Origin of the sequence: Streptomyces virginiae (assembly GCF_040638905.1) — a bacterium.
GTDB lineage: Bacteria > Actinomycetota > Actinomycetes > Streptomycetales > Streptomycetaceae > Streptomyces > Streptomyces virginiae_B.
Genome location: NZ_JBEZYV010000048.1, coordinates 1 through 14,475, shown reverse-complemented (window position 1 = coordinate 14,475; position 14,475 = coordinate 1). Strand labels below are relative to the sequence as shown.

Annotated in this window: 10 protein-coding genes and 2 pseudogenes; 7 read left to right on the top strand and 5 right to left on the bottom strand. The window is 73.6% G+C overall.

What is annotated here, in order from left to right:
• Nucleotides 1-7 precede the first annotated feature (7 nt).
• Nucleotides 8-1,261, top strand: a pseudogene (locus AB0F82_RS35420) (MFS transporter); the annotation flags it as partial.
• Here the strand turns inward: AB0F82_RS35420 and AB0F82_RS35415 are convergent.
• Entirely contained in the window at nt 1,232-2,140 is a 909-nt protein-coding gene (locus AB0F82_RS35415) for a LysR family transcriptional regulator (RefSeq protein ID WP_362635164.1), read from the bottom strand. The pseudogene AB0F82_RS35420 and the gene AB0F82_RS35415 overlap by 30 nt on opposite strands.
• Before the next feature lie 183 nt (nt 2,141-2,323).
• Between AB0F82_RS35415 and AB0F82_RS35410 the strand changes: the two genes are divergently transcribed.
• Nucleotides 2,324-2,860: a DUF6817 domain-containing protein gene (locus tag AB0F82_RS35410; RefSeq protein WP_356814289.1), complete on the top strand. Its 537-nt coding sequence runs from the start codon at nt 2,324-2,326 to the stop codon at nt 2,858-2,860.
• On the opposite strand, the gene AB0F82_RS35405 is transcribed toward AB0F82_RS35410, so the two are convergent.
• Complete coding sequence (locus AB0F82_RS35405; protein WP_362635161.1) at nt 2,857-5,727, bottom strand: TIM-barrel domain-containing protein; 2,871 nt, start codon at nt 5,725-5,727, stop codon at nt 2,857-2,859. The two genes, AB0F82_RS35410 and AB0F82_RS35405, sit on opposite strands and share 4 nt — an antisense overlap.
• A 397-nt stretch (nt 5,728-6,124) precedes the next feature.
• Here AB0F82_RS35405 and helR point away from each other — a divergent pair, with 397 nt between their 5' ends.
• The 4 genes and pseudogenes from helR (at nt 6,125) to AB0F82_RS35385 (ending at nt 9,643) form a co-directional block, all read left to right on the top strand.
• Nucleotides 6,125-8,332 carry an RNA polymerase recycling motor ATPase HelR gene (gene helR / locus AB0F82_RS35400; RefSeq protein WP_362635159.1) on the top strand — a complete coding sequence of 736 codons (2,208 nt, stop codon included), beginning with the start codon at nt 6,125-6,127 and terminating at the stop codon, nt 8,330-8,332.
• A 110-nt stretch (nt 8,333-8,442) separates the two neighbouring features.
• Nucleotides 8,443-8,622 (top strand): annotated as a pseudogene (locus AB0F82_RS35395) (IS5/IS1182 family transposase); the annotation flags it as partial.
• Nucleotides 8,623-8,817: 195 nt separating this feature from the next.
• Nucleotides 8,818-9,021 (top strand): hypothetical protein, encoded by a 204-nt coding sequence (locus AB0F82_RS35390; protein WP_362635157.1) that lies wholly within the window; start codon nt 8,818-8,820, stop codon nt 9,019-9,021.
• A gap of 124 nt (nt 9,022-9,145) precedes the next feature.
• Nucleotides 9,146-9,643, top strand: coding sequence for a CAP domain-containing protein (locus AB0F82_RS35385; RefSeq protein WP_362635154.1), 498 nt, complete (start codon nt 9,146-9,148; stop codon nt 9,641-9,643).
• Between the two features lie 40 nt (nt 9,644-9,683).
• Here the strand turns inward: AB0F82_RS35385 and AB0F82_RS35380 are convergent, their stop codons facing one another.
• The 3 genes from AB0F82_RS35380 to AB0F82_RS35370 all read right to left on the bottom strand — a co-directional run bounded on the left by AB0F82_RS35380 (nt 9,684) and on the right by AB0F82_RS35370 (nt 11,964).
• A complete protein-coding gene (locus AB0F82_RS35380) occupies nt 9,684-9,920 on the bottom strand; it encodes a hypothetical protein (protein WP_362635153.1) in 237 nt (78 codons plus the stop codon).
• A gap of 143 nt (nt 9,921-10,063) precedes the next feature.
• Nucleotides 10,064-10,738: a response regulator transcription factor gene (locus AB0F82_RS35375; protein WP_362635150.1), complete on the bottom strand. Its 675-nt coding sequence runs from the start codon at nt 10,736-10,738 to the stop codon at nt 10,064-10,066.
• Entirely contained in the window at nt 10,735-11,964 is a 1,230-nt protein-coding gene (locus tag AB0F82_RS35370) for a sensor histidine kinase (protein WP_362635148.1), read from the bottom strand. The genes AB0F82_RS35375 and AB0F82_RS35370 overlap by 4 nt, the downstream gene beginning before the upstream one ends.
• Nucleotides 11,965-12,236: 272 nt before the next feature.
• Here AB0F82_RS35370 and AB0F82_RS35365 point away from each other — a divergent pair, with 272 nt between their 5' ends.
• Nucleotides 12,237-14,438 carry an MMPL family transporter gene (locus AB0F82_RS35365; RefSeq protein ID WP_362635145.1) on the top strand — a complete coding sequence of 734 codons (2,202 nt, stop codon included), beginning with the start codon at nt 12,237-12,239 and terminating at the stop codon, nt 14,436-14,438.
• The last annotated feature ends 37 nt before the right edge of the window (nt 14,439-14,475 follow it).

Below are 14,475 nucleotides of genomic sequence, written 5' to 3'. Positions count from 1 at the left end.
GGGTGCCATGCTGGTCGCCCTCGACGGCACCGTGCTGACGGTGGCGCAGCCGAGCCTGAGCCACGACCTGGGGGCGAGCGTCACACAGGTCCAGTGGACCAGTACCGCCTACATGCTGGCGGTGGCCGCGTTCCTGGTCGTCGCGGGACGGCTGGGCGACCGGTACGGGCACTCCCGGCTGCTGTTCGTCGGCGTGCTCGGCTTCGCCGCGGCCTCGGCGGGCATCGTGTTCGCGCCCGGCGTGGGCTGGGTGATCGCCCTGCGCGCCGTGCAGGGCGTGTTCGGCGCGCTGCTCCAGCCGGCGACGCTGGCGCTGCTGAGACTCGCGTACCCGCCCGACCGGCTGGCCACGCCGGTGGCGGTGCGGACCAGCGCGATCGGGGTGGCCGCGGCGGCCGGTCCCCTGCTGGGCGGTCTGCTGGTCGCGCAGTGGGACTGGCGGGCCGTGTTCGTGGTCAACGTGCCCGTCGCCGTGGTGATCGCCGCGCTGACGCTCGCGGTACGGGCGCCCGCGCCGCCGCGCGCCGGGGCGGGGCGGCTGGAGCTCGGCGGTGCGGCCCTGCTCGCGACGGCCGTCGCGGTGTTCGTGCACGCGCTGGTCGGCGTACCGCAGTACGGGTGGAGCGGGGCGGGGACGCTGCTCGGGTTCGCGGGCGCCGGCGCGCTCGCCGCCTGGTTCGTCCGGCGGGAACGGCGTTCCGCGCGGCCGCTCGTGCCGCCCGCCGTGGCCCGCGCCAGGGCGGTGACGGCCTCGATGGCCCTGCTGCTCGTGGTGTCCGCGGGCATGTTCGGGGCCCTGTTCACGGCGACGTTCCGGCTCCAGGACGTCCAGGGGCTGGACGCCCTCGACACGGGACTCCGGGTGCTGCCGCTGACGGCGGTGATGGTCGCGGGGGCTCCGGTGGCGGGGATGGCGCTGCGCCGGTTCGGGGCGCGCCGGACCGCGCTGACCGGTACGGCCCTGGTCGTGGCCGGGATCGCCGGGCTCGGCTCCGCGTCCGGGCCGGCCTTCGCGGTGCTCGGCGCCGGCTTCACGACCGTCATGGTCACCGCCACCGGGGCGGTGGTCGGCGAGGCCCCGGCCGGGTACGCCGGGGTGGTCGGCGGGCTCAAGCAGACGGCCATGAACGTCGGTCCGGCCCTGGGCATCGCGGTCGCCGCGAGCGCCGGGGTGCACGGCCCGTCGCTGGGGGCCCTGGCCGCGCTGGCCGCGGTCGGCCTGGCCGCGGCGTCACGGCTGCCCGGCCGCACGGGCCCGGCAGCTGCGGGCGACCTCGTCGGCGAAGACGAGGGCCGGCGGGGTGAGGGCGGCCCAGCGGCGGACGGCCCAGCCGACGGCGAGCGGCGGCAGGGCGGGGATCGGCACGAGGCGCAGCGGCCCGTCGGATCCGGGGACCTGCCAGCCGGGCAGCGCCGGCACGACGGCGTGGCCCAGGCCTAGCTCGGCGAGCAGCAGGGCGGTGTCCCAGTCGGCGACGCTGGTGTCGGAGCGTACGTGGATGCCGGCCTCGGCGAGGGCGGCGTCGAGGTGGGAGCGGGAGGCGGAGTTCTCCGGGAGCCGGATGTGGCGGATGCCGGCGAGGTCGGCGGGGGCGAGGCAGGTCCGGCCGGCGAGCGGGTCGTCGGCGCCGACCGCGAGCACCCAGGGCAGGTCCATGACGGGGCGCTGCTCGATGCCGCGGACGGGGGCGCCGATGGTGATCCAGGCGAGGTCGAGGTCGCCGGCGGCGAGGGCGTCGAAGCAGCTGCGGCTGGAGTTCTCGGTCTGGAACTCCAGGCTCACCGCGGGGTGGTCGCGGCGGAAGGAGACGACGGCCTCGGACATGAAGTGCCGCACGGTCGTCGCCCCGGTGGTGACGCGCACGGTGCCGGCCCCGCCCCGTACGAGGTCGTCCACGCGGCGCAGCGCGCCGTCGAGGCCGGCGATGCCGTCGGCGGCGGCCGCCTGGACGATGCGGCCGGCCTCGGTGGGCACGACGCCGCGGGCGTGCCGCTCCAGGAGGCTGGTGCCGGTCTGCTTCTCCAGGCGGCGGACGTGCTGGCTGACGGCGGACTGGGTGCGGCCGAGGTCGCGTGCGACGGCGCTGAGGCTTCCGGCGCGGCAGACGGCCACGAACACGCGGAGGTCGTCGAGAGTCATGAGACCCAAGATATTCCTTGGGCGTGGGGAGCAAACAGGAGGATTGACTTGGGTATGGGGGTGGATCAAGATCGATGCAGGGCCCGGGCGGCAACCCGTCCCCGCCTTCGCCACGGGGTCCGGACCCCCGGCGAAGGGTGTGGACGGGTGCCGACCCACCACCACGATCCGGAGGAGGCTTCCGTGTCGGAACGTGCCGTCGCATGGCTGCGGGAACTCGGTGCGCAGGACGTCGCCCACCCGGGCGGGACCCTCCTGGCACATCTGGAGCGCGTACGGGAGCTGCTCGCGTCCTGGGGCGCCCGGCCGGCCCTGCAACGGGCGGGCCTGTGCCACGCGTTCTACGGAACCGACGGGTTCCCCACGGCGCTGCTGCCGCTCGCCCGGCGGGCGGAGCTGGCCGAGGTGATCGGTGACGAGGCCGAGGAGATCGTGTACCTCTACGCCGCCTGCGACCGGGCGGCTTCGTATCCGACGCTGGACCGTCCGCAGGCGGCCTTCCGGGACCGGTTCACGGGCGGTGTCCACTCCCCAGCCGTGGAGGCGCGGCGGGACCTGGCCGAATTGTCGGCGGCGAACGAACTCGACCTGGCGCGGATCGACCCCGCCTTCCGGGAGGCGTGGGGCGGCGAACTCCTCCTACTGTTCGGTCGGTTGCGGGGGCTGCTGAGCGAGCCGGCCCGGCGGGAGTGCCGGGCCGTGCTCGCGGAGACGAGCTAGGCCGGGCGGCCGGTGAGGGTGATCTCGGCGGCGCTGGTCCAGGGGCCCCGGCCGCCGGCTTCGGTCAGGGCTCTCAGGCGGAGGTAGCGGCCGGTCTTCGGGGGCAGGGCGATGGTCTTGGCGGCGGCGGTGTCGGCGAAGGTGCCGCTCGCCGCCGGCGGACCCCAGTCAGCGGTGGTGTCGGAGACGTGGATCTCGTAGCCGCCGATCCTGCCGTTGACGCCGCCGTCCTGGCGGGGGAGGTAGCCGAGGCCGTCGACGGTGTGGCGGGATCCGAGGTCGATCTGGATCTCGTGCGGGAGCGGGGCGGGCTCGGTGGAGGACCAGGAAGTGTGCCACATCGTGGCGGGGTTCCCGTCGAAGGCGCCCACGGCCGCGCCGTTCTCGGCGGCCGTCTCCTGGCTGTCGGCGCGGACCAGGGACCAGCCCGCCCGGTCGATCGGGGCGGAGGAGGGGGGCAGGGCCTCGGCGGCCGGGACGGCGGTGCCGGTGGCCTTGACGGTGAAGGCACCCGCCTTCGTACCGGTCTTGACCCAGAGGATCCCCGCGCGGTCCGCCGGGTCGAAGAACCAGCCGGACGCGGCGGAGTCGTAGGCGGCCTTGGACGCCAGGCGCGGCACGGCGGCTCCGTCGACCGTGAGGGCGGTGGGCGCGGAGGCCACGTGGAGGGTGAACTCGTAGCCGCGGGAGCCCGGTTTGCCGGCGTAGCTGCCGGTGGGGGCGCCCACGGAGACGGTGACCGTGCCGGTGCCGGACGCCGGGGCGCTGACGTCGACCCGCTGGCGGGCGTAGGCGCCCGACTGGTGTGCGCGGGTGCGGCCGTCGTCCTCGTAGAGGCTGAAGGAGGAGGCGCCCCGCGGATGGATGTCGTAGGTGAGGGTGGAGACCGGCTTCTCCCCGGTGTGGTTCATCTGCGGCCACATCGGCACGATGCCGCCGCCCTTGACGAACAACGGGAGGGTGTCGAGGGGCGCCCGGTACCCGTCGAGGCGGCCGGGGCCCTGGTACGTCCGACCCGTCCAGTAGTCCGTCCAGGTGCCCGCGGGCAGGTGGATTCCGTCCCGGACCGTGGTGTCGGAGACGACGGGCGCGACGAGGAGGGAGTCGCCCGCCATGAACTGGCCGCTGGTGGCGTTGGAGCGCGCCACCGGGTCGTCGGGGTACTCCAGGACCATGGCGCGGGTGCTGGGGACGCCCGTCTCGTGGGCGACGCGGCTCATCGTGTACAGGTAGGGCATCAGCCGCATCTTCAGCTGGAGGTACTTGCGGTTGATCGACAGGTACGGTTCGGCGAACCGCCAGGGCTGCTTGTCGTGGTAGCCGGCGGCGGGGTTGGTGGCGCCCCACCCGGACATGGTCATGAAGGCGGGGGTGAACGCCTTCCACTGGAGGTCGCGGGTGTACGTCTGCGGGCTGCCGCCGAAGATCCCGTCGACGTCGCCGGCGGCGTAGTTGAGGCCGGAGAGGCCGGCGCCGGTGATGGCGGGGACGTGCCAGCGCATGTCGTCCCAGGTGCCGTGGGTGTCGCCCGTCCAGACGACGGCGTTGCGCTGGGTGCCCGCCCAGCCGTCGACGGTCCAGACGAAGCGGCGGGCGTCGGAGTTCTTCTCGATCCCGTCGACGGCCTGCTGCACGCCGTCGAAGGCGTACTTGTAGCCGCTGCCGATCCACGCCACGTCGGTCTTCACGCCGCGGCTGCCGGCGGTGCCCACCTCGTCGGCGATGGAGCCGAGGCCGGTCGATGTCCACAGGCCGGTCTGAAAGCCCTTGGCCCGGAGGGCGTCGACGGTCGATTTCAGGGGCGCGGTGTAGCCGCAGCCGTAGCCGTCGTTGGGGAGGAACCAGCCCGAGGGCATGTCGGCGGCGCGGGCGTCGGCCGCGTAGCCGACGACGTCGGGCGTGGTCTGGTGGCGGGGACGGGCGTGGTCGCCCTGGTATTCGGGATTGGAGGCGTTGAAACAGTCGGCGTTGCCCAGCTCGAAGCCCCACATCGGTGCCAGGAACGGCTTTCCGCTGACGTCGGTGTAGGCGTCGAGCACGGACTTGGGCGAATCACCGGTGAAGTACCAGGCGTCGAAGCGCTTCTCGTCGTGGGTGAGGGTGGTGGGGGCGTTGAAACCGTAGGAGCCCGGCGCCCAGGTGTTGCGCATCACGCCGTAGCCGTTGGTGGACATGTAGAAGGGGGCGGGGCTGGCGTTGTCGTTCTCTCGCCACTTGTTGTCGACGGCGATGGGAACGGTCTTGTCGCGCAGCGCCCATTCGCCCAGACGCAGGCCGGTGCCGTAGAACTGCTCGTCCGCGCCGCGGGCGAGGTACTGCGTGGTGCGGCCGCCGGTCCAGCTGGTGGGCCGGGTCTCCTGCCAGACGGGGGTGGTGTTGTCGGCGCGGTAGACGGCGAACCGCAGCGGCGACTTGTAGACCCGGATGGAGAGGGAGCCCGTGCTGATCCGGTGGTACGCGCCGGCGTCGGTGTGGTTCACGGGCACGGAGCCGAAGTCGGTGGTCTCGGCGAGGTCGGAGCCGGCCGGGTCGTCGGTGAAGGCACCGCCTGGTGAGAGCCAGAGGCGGAAGATGTCGGCGCGGGCGACGACCACCCGGGCTTTGGCGCCGCTGGAGGCCGTGACGGTGAAGGTGTTCCCGGACCGGCTGAAACCGGTGACGTCGCCCGCGGTGGCCGTGGTCCCGGAGGGAGCCGCGGTGGCGGGTGCGACGAGCGGTCCGGCCGCGGCCAGGCCCGCGACGGTGAGGGCGGCGGCGAGCAGGGCGGCGCCCGGGGCTCGCAGGCGCCGCCCTGCTCGCCGGCGTGGTGAGCGCGGCCGGCCGGATAAGGGGACCCGTCGGCTCCTGCGGATGCTCGGCAGTCTCATGGGGCAGCTCCTCGTGCGGTCCGGAAAACGGACACAGCTCTTTGGCATGCTCCCGGCAAGATAGCGCTCCGGCGGGCTTCTTTGAAGGATGCTGCTCGAAGTCGCCCCCGACCACGCATCTTTGAACATCCCACGGCCTCCGGTGGGTGCGCGGAAGCCACGGTCGGCCACGGTGCCGCGCGGGTGGGCGAGGGCCTGGCCGGGGAGGTGACGGTCCGGGGGGTGACGAGGGGGGCCGTCCAGAGCGGACGAGAAAGGCAAGGAGGTGAACCCACTCCTTGCCACTCTCAACTTATAGCGCACCGGGGGGCTTGCGGCAAGACCCTGGTGCTGGGGCAAAATCGCGGACCGAAGCCAGAAGCTGCAGAAATGGGAGATTCACGAAGTGCATGCGTTTTTGCCGGTTCACGAATCGCGCGGTGACGTCGAGCCGGTCTCGGACACTCCGCGGGCCAGCAGCGCGTTCGACCTTCCCGACCACCTCTCCCCCAAGGCCGATGCGGCCCTGATCGACGGCGACGAGCGGCACTTCGCGGCCATCTCGGAGAGCCTCGCGCAGTCGATCGCCGAACTCTCCGACCGTCTGGAGGCGGAGCGCAGGGCGCCCGGCGGCATCGGCCGCGAGGCCATGGACCGGGACGCCGAGATCCACCGCCTGACCGCCCGCCTGCGCACCCTGCGCCGCTTCGGCCTGGACCTGTGCCTGGGGCGCATCGTCCCCGCCGACGGCGGCGAGCCCGTGTACGTGGGACGTCTCGGCCTCACCGACAGCACGGGGCGCAGGCTGCTGCTCGACTGGCGCTCCCCCGCCGCCGAGCCGTTCTTCGCGGCGACCCACGCCAACCCGCTGGGGCTGGCGAGCCGGCGCCGGTACCGATGGACCCGTGGCCGGATCAGCGACTACTGGGACGAGGTGTTCAGCACCGACGCGCTCGAAGGGCACGCGGCGCTCGACGACCAGTCCGCGTTCATCGCCAGCCTGGGCGGCAACCGGTCGGCCCGGATGCGCGACGTGCTCTCCACCATCCAGGCCGACCAGGACGCCGTCATCCGCGCGGGGTCCCGCGGCGCCCTCGTCGTCGACGGCGGCCCCGGCACGGGCAAGACCGTGGTCGCGCTGCACCGCGCGGCCCACCTCCTCTACTCCGACCCCCGTCTCGGCCACCGTCGGGGCGGCGTCCTGTTCGTCGGTCCGCACCAGCCCTACCTGGCCTACGTCGCCGACGTCCTGCCCAGCCTCGGTGAGGAGGGCGTGCAGACCTGTACGCTGCGCGACCTCGTGGCCGAGGGCGCCGCAGCGGTGGAGGAACGCGACCCGGACGTGGCCCTGCTCAAGTCCTCCGCGGACCTGGTGAAGGCGGTCGACGCGGCCGTCCGCATCTACGAGGAGCCGCCCACCCGGGGGATGACCGTCTCCAGCCACTGGTCCGACGTCTGGCTGAGCGCCGACGACTGGGCCGCGGCGTTCGACGCGGTGGAACCGGGTACCCCGCACAACGAAGCCCGCGAGCAGATAAAGGAGGAGCTGCTCACCATCCTCATCGACAAGCACGAGGACGGCGGCGAAGGGCACGACGTTCCGCCGGAGCTGCTGCGGCGGTCCCTGCTGCAGGACCGGGAACTGGTCCGGACCCTCAACCGGGCGTGGCCGATGCTGGATGCGGCCGACCTCGTCTCGGACCTGTGGTCGGTGCCCGCCTACCTGCGCAAGTGCGCGCCGTGGCTGGGCCCCGACGACGTACGCAGGCTGCAGCGGGCGGACGCCCACGCCTGGACGGTGTCCGACCTGCCGCTCCTGGACGCGGCCCGGCAGCGGCTCGGCGACGCGGAGGCCGCGGTCCGCAAGCGCCGCAACGAGGCCGCCGTCGCTGCGGAACGCGCCCGCCGGGCGGACGCCATCGACAGTCTGCTGCAGAACGTCGTGATCGACGAGAGCGAGGGCGCGGTGGGGATGCTGCACGGCCGGGACCTCCAGGACACCCTGATCGACGAGAGCGCGCTGTCCAGCGCCGAACCGGACCTCCTGGCCGGCCCGTTCGCCCACGTCATCGTGGACGAGGCCCAGGAACTGACCGACGCCGAATGGCAGATGCTGCTGGCCCGCTGCCCGTCGCGGAGCTTCACGATCGTCGGCGACCGGGCCCAGGCCCGGCACGGCTTCACGGAGTCCTGGCGGGAACGGCTCGAACGGGTCGGGCTCGACCGGATCACGGTGGCTTCCCTGAGCATCAACTACCGCACCCCGGAGGAGGTCATGGCGGCCGCCGAGCCGGCCATCCGCGCCGCGCTCCCCGACGCCAACGTGCCGACGTCCATCCGCAGCAGCGGCATCCCCGTCGTCCACGGATCCGTCACCGACCTGCGGACGGTCCTCGATGACTGGCTGGCCGAACACCCCGAAGGCATCGCCTGCGTCATCGGCGACCCCACCTTCCGGCCGACGTCCCGTGTCCGGTCGCTGACCCCGACGCTGTCGAAGGGGCTGGAGTTCGACCTGGTCGTCCTCGTCGACCCCGACCGGTTCGGCGAGGGCGTCGAGGGGGCGGTCGACCGCTATGTCGCGATGACCCGCGCGACCCGGCAGCTCGTAGTCCTCAACCCCTGACCACCGTCACCGCCGGACACCCCCTGAAGCGTGTGTCTTTGACGGGTTGATCCGATGTGTCTGTCCGATGAGTGATCACTGATGCGCTGAGGGACCGGATCGAGCCGCTGATGCCGGCCGATCCGGTCCGTGGACGACGGTGGGCCGGCCACCCCAACCGGCCAGTCAGACGGACTGTCGACGGCACCTGGGAACGGAGCCTGGCCGCGGCGGACGCCGCCGACGACATCGACTGGACCGTCTCCGTCGACTCCACCGTCGTCCGGGCGCACCAGCACGCCGCCGGAGCACCAGACATCGCGCTGGTGCCCGGCCGGGCCGCCCGGGCCGGCCCGGGCGGCTTCGACCTGGCGCGGCTGCGCTCCCCGTACCGGTACATCCTGACGGACCCGCAGCGCGTCAGCGAGGGGCTGCTCGCGGCGGAGGCCGAGTGCGCGGGCGTGCGCGTACACCGTTCGATGTCGTGATCGGGGACGCCGCCCCCTTTGTGCAGCCCGCTCGGCGGGCAGGGCCTCAACTCGGTCTCCGACGCCCTGTCCTGGGTCGCGACGCACGCCTGGCCCCTGCGTGCGGTGCCCGCCCGGACGGGCCGGGACACCGTCCTGCGCGGTGCGCTCACCGCCCCGGCGGGCCTCCGCCTCCCCGCCGAGGCGGTCGCCGTCCCCCGCCCCGCCGCCCGACCCGTCTGACCTGGTGATTTCCGGCCGGGAGATGCGGGCGGGTGGGGTGCGGCGGACAATCGGCAGGGATGGGGGTGACCGGCGGCGGCGTTCGCCGCGTCTGCCGCTTCTCGTCGAGAAGGAAGGTAATCCCATGGCTTTCGGATCCGGCCGGGTACGGCGCGGGTGCACCGCGGTGTGTGCGTCCTCGCTGCTGGTGCTCGGGGGCGCCATCGGCGCCGGAGCGGCTGCCGCCGCGGAGCCCGCGACTGTGGGCACGCGCGCCGCCGTTCCGCTCCAGGCCGACCCCAACAAGGTCCTCGAACTCGTCAACCAGGCCCGCAAGGACGCGGGTTGCGCGCCGCTGACGAGCGACCCCAAGGTTCAGGCCGCGGCCCAGGAATACGCCAACGACACGACCACCTCCCACACGGGCTCGGACGGCTCCACCATCCCGGACCGGCTGAAGAAGGCCGGGGCGACGTTCAACGCGTACGCCGAGAACATCGCCTGGGGTTCGGGCGACGAGAAGGCCCACGTCGACGGCTGGCTGAAGAGTTCGTGGCACGCCCCCAACATCAAGAACTGCAGCTTCACCAAGACGGGCGTCGCGGTTTCGGGCGACCGGATCGTGCAGGTGTTCACCGACTGACCACCTCACCTGCCTGACCACAGGTCACGCCGGCGTCGGCTCAGCCCGCGTCGGCGTGACCGTGTGTCCGCGGCGGGGTGACGGCGAGGACCGGCGGGGCGGGGGTGCTCCAGCGGTGGCCGCAGGGGTCGAAGACCAGCAGCACCGGCTCTTCCGGGCGCTGGCGCCAGGAGATGCGTTCCGGCACGCCGCCGCACACCGGACAGCCGGGCAAGGGGCCCGGCCCCGGCGAACGCACGGGGGCGGCCGCGAGCGGCGTGACGTGCGGATCGCGCATGGAGGCTCCCTGCTCGTGCGGTTGGGCTGATCGCACTGTGCCATGGAGGAGGCCCACTCCGCACGGGCGAATCATCCAGTGTTCTGGCTGGTCAGAGGTACGGTCACCAGGAGGATTCCGGTCCTCTTGCGGGCACTTTGTGATCAACCGCTCCCGCTACCGGCCTCCACCAGCCCCGATTCGTAGGCCGCGATCACCGCCTGGGCGCGGTCCCGGACGCCCAGCTTGCCGAAGATGCCGGTGATGTGGTTCTTGACCGTGGAGACGCTGATGTCCAGGTCCGCGGCGATCTCCGCATTGTCCAGGCCGGAGGCCAGGAGCTGCCAGATCTCCCGCTCGCGCGGGGTCATGTCGGGCGGCACCGCGGCCGCCGTGGACGGACGGGCGGCCGGCACGGGGGTCCGTACGTAGGCGGAGAGCAGCCGGGTGAGCAGTCGGGGTGCGACGGCCGCCTCGCCGGCGTGCACGATGCGGACCGCGGCCCCGAGTTCCTCCGGGGAGACGTCCTTGGGGAGGAAGCCGTACGCTCCGGCGCGCAGGGCGGCGACCACGTACTCGTCCATGTCGAAGGTGCTGAGCGCCAGGACGCGGACGTCGGGGAGGGTCCGCGCCAGCTCCGCGGTGGCCTGGACGCCGTCGAGGACGGGCATCCGGATGTCCATGACGACCACGTCGGGCCGCAGTTCCCCGGCGAGCACCACGGCGCGGGCGCCGTCCTCGGCCTCGCCCACCACCTCGAACTCCGGGTCCGGGCCGAGGATCAGGGCTAGGCCCCGCCGTACCAGCGGCTGGTCGTCGGCTATGAGCACACGGATCATCGGTGTCGTTCCCCTCCCCCGCCGCCCCGCCCCGCCGGGACCGGGAGGCGTGCCGCCACCCGGAATCCGCCGCCGACGCCTGCGGCCGCCTCCAGGGTTCCGCCCTGGAGGGCCACGCGTTCGTGCATTCCGATCAGACCGTACCCGCTGCCCTCGGCGGGCCGGGCGACCGGCGGCGGTGCACCGGCCCCGTCGTCGCACACCTCGACACAGACCTCGTCCGAGCGGTACGTCAGCCGTACGTGGGCACGCGCCTCCCCGGCGTGCTTGCGGGTGTTGGTCAACGCCTCCTGGACGATGCGGAAGAGGGTGAGGCCGACGCTGGGCGGCAGCGGGCGCACGGGCCCCTCGACGGTGAACTCCGTCTCCGTTCCGGCCAGCCGTGACTCGGTGACGATCCGCTCAAGGTCCGCGGCTCCGGGCTGCGGCGGCGGCGGGGCTTCGTCCGCTTCCTCCCCGGCCCGCAGGACGTCCAGGAGTTGGCGCATCTCACGCAGTGCGATGCGGCCCGAGTCCTCCAGGGTGACGAGGGCCTCGCGGGCCGCCTCGGTGTCGTGCGCCAGGTTGGCGCGCGCGCCGCCCGCCATCAGCTGCATGGCGGTGATGTGGTGGGCGACGATGTCGTGCAGTTCCCGGGCGATCCGGCGGCGTTCCTCGGCGACCGCGCGCTCGGCCTGGAGGACGTGGTTGGCTGCTACCTCCCGCTGCCAGCGGTTGATGACCAGGGCGGCGCCGGCGACCAGGGCCGCGGCCGCCGCGTTGGCGACGAGGGACCAGCCGGAGGAGACGAGCATGCCGCCCAGGCCCGCCGAGGCCAGCGGCACGGTCGCCGCGACGGCCGCCGCCGCGACGGCGGGCCGGCTGAACCGGACCACCGAGTAGAGGGCGACCGCGAGGCCGAGCGGGAAGTGCGGAGAGACGTCCGGGACGGCCATGTTGGGAACGATCCCGAGGAGCAGCACCGCCGCGAGCACGGCGACCGGTCGGCTGCGGCGGGCAAGCAGGCACATGGCGGCCGCCACGAGGGCGCAGACCGCCGAGAGGGTGAGGGACATGCCTTCTGACCGGGTGCCGACCGAGAAGCCCAGCAGGTCCACGGCGGCGGCCCCGATGGCCACCAGTGCGTCGTTGCGTGTCCAGCGCAGCCTGTCGGCGCCCTTGTTCGTCGTGCCCCTGTTCGTCACGCCCCTGTTCGTCGCGCCCTTGTTCGTCGCGCCCTTGTTCATCCCTGCCGGCCCTCCCCCGCCGGCCTGCTCCCCGCCGGTGCGGGGGCGGTTCGTGCCGGTTCCTCTCGATCCATTCTGGCAGTCCGGCCGACCGGTGCCGCCGTCCCGTGGGCCGGTTGCCGACCAGGACCGGGGTCCTGGTCGGGGCCGCGGCCCGGACCCTGCTCCCGGGGTGCGGTTCCTCCCGTACGGCGACGATCGCACGGCCCCCGCCTGGTGGTCTGGAGTCGGGCCGGGAACCCCCGGTCCGCACCACTGACCTGAGGAGTCACGTGATCCGCGCCCTGACCGGGTTCTCGACGAGGAATCCGTGGAAGGTGATCGCCCTGTGGGCCGTGCTCGGCATCGCCCTGACGATCCTGGGGCAGGCGCTGGTCTTCCGCGCCACCCAGAGCAACACCGGCGATTTCCTGCCCTCGACCTACGACTCGGCGGCGGCCCTGAAGGTCGCCGAGGAGCGGTTCGGGGTGGAACCGGACGCCAACACGCTGACCGTGCTGGTGGCCCGGCCGGACGGCGCGCCGCTGAGCGGGGCCGACGAACGCCGCATCGACGAGGAGGCCGCGGAGCTGGGCCGCCACCGGGTGGCCATGCCGAAGCCCGAGGAGGAGACGCCGTTCGCCCAGGACCACTCGCAGACCCCGAAGGTCGTCCCGGCCATGACGGCCCCCGACCGGGGCTTCCGGCTGCTGTCCGTGGAGTTGCAGGGCAACCCCCAGGACCCGGGACTGCAGGACACCTACCGGGCCTTCCGCGAGCACGCCCGGGCCGGGTTCGCCGAGGCCGGGTTCCGGACCGGTTACACGGGCGGGCTCGCCTCCACCGTCGACGGCCTCGACGCCGAGGAGACCCGGTCCCGGGTGATCGGCATCGTGATGCTCGGCGTCATCGTGCTGCTGCACGTGCTGGTGTTCCGCAGCGTGCTCGCCGCGCTGCTGCCGCTGATCGTCGTGTCCGTCATCGGCGGTGCCGCGACGGGCACGGTGGTCGGCGTCGCGATGCTGACCGGCATCACCCTCGACCCGTCCACCCCGCAGCTGATCAGCGTCGTACTGGTCGGCATCGGCATCGACTACTTCCTCTTCCTGCTGTTCCGCTTCCGCGAGCAGTTGCGCCGGCGCCCCGAGCAGCCGGCGCGTGCCGTGGCCGACGAGGTCTCCGGGCGTGTGGGTACGGCGGTGACGTCGGCGGCGCTGACGATCGTCGCGGCGTTCGCCACGCTCGGCGTGGCCTCCTTCGGGCAGTTCCGGGTGCTCGGTCCGGCCATCGCCGTGTCGGTGCTGGTGATGCTGTTCGGCAGCCTCACCTTCATGCCGGCCCTGCTCGCCGTCACGGGGCGCAGGATGTTCTGGCCCTCGCGGGCCCACCGGCGCGAGCCCCGCGGCGGTTCGGCGGGCCGACTGGGAGCCTGGCTGGTCAAGCGGCCCCTCACGGCGGCCCTCGGCTCCGTGGTGCTGCTGGGCGCGCTCGCCGCGGGCATGGCCGGCATGCGGATGGACTACGGGTCGGGCGGCGCGGGCGGTGAGCGGACGGCCGCCGCGGCCACCGCGGGCGAGATCTCCCGGGCGATGCCGGCGGGCGTGTCGGACCCGATCAGCGTCTACGTCACCGCGTCGGACGGCGCGCCGCTCACCGCCGGCCGGGTCGACGCCCTGTCCGGGACGCTCTCGCGGGTGGAGGGGGTGGGACAGGTCGCCCCGACGGTGCTGAGCGAGGACCGCCTGGCGGCGCGCATCGACCTGTTCCCGAACGCCGATCCGCACGGCCAGGAGGCCCGCGACCTGGCCTCCGGCGCGGTCCGCGACGCGGTGTCCGCGCACCGGCCGGACGGCACCGAGGCACATGTGGGCGGTACCGCGGCGGTGTTCGCCGACGTCTCGACCGCCGTGGACGAGGACCTGCGGCTGGTGTTCCCGGTCGCGGCGGTCCTGATCGCGCTCATCCTCTTCCTGCTGCTGCGGAGCCTGCTCGCCCCGCTGATCCTGATGCTGGCGGTGGGGCTGGGGTTCGCCGCCACGCTGGGTGCCGCGACGCTCGTCTTCCAGCACGGGCTGGACCAGCCGGGCGTGGCCTTCACGCTGCCTCTGGTGCTGTTCCTGTTCGTGGTGGCGCTGGGCACCGACTACAACATCCTGGTGACCGACCGGATCCGGGAGGAGATGGAGCGGCCCGGTCCGGCCCCGGAAGCGGTGGCCCGGGCGGTGCGGCACACCGCGCCGGCCGTGGCGACGGCGGGGCTGGTGCTGGCCGCTTCCTTCGGCAGCCTCGCGGTCAACCCGGTCGCGGCCACGCAGCAGATCGGCTTCGCGACCGGGCTCGGGATCCTGCTCTCCGCGTTCGTGCTGTCGATCGTCCTGGTGCCGGCGTGCGCGGTGCTGCTGGGCCGGTCGCTGTGGTGGCCGGCGCGGCCGCGGCCGGCGGCGCCGCGGCCCGGCCCGGGGGCGCAGGCACCGGAGCGCGTGCTGGTGCCCTGAGCAGGGCCCGTGCACGCGTCGGCGCCGGGCGCGCGGA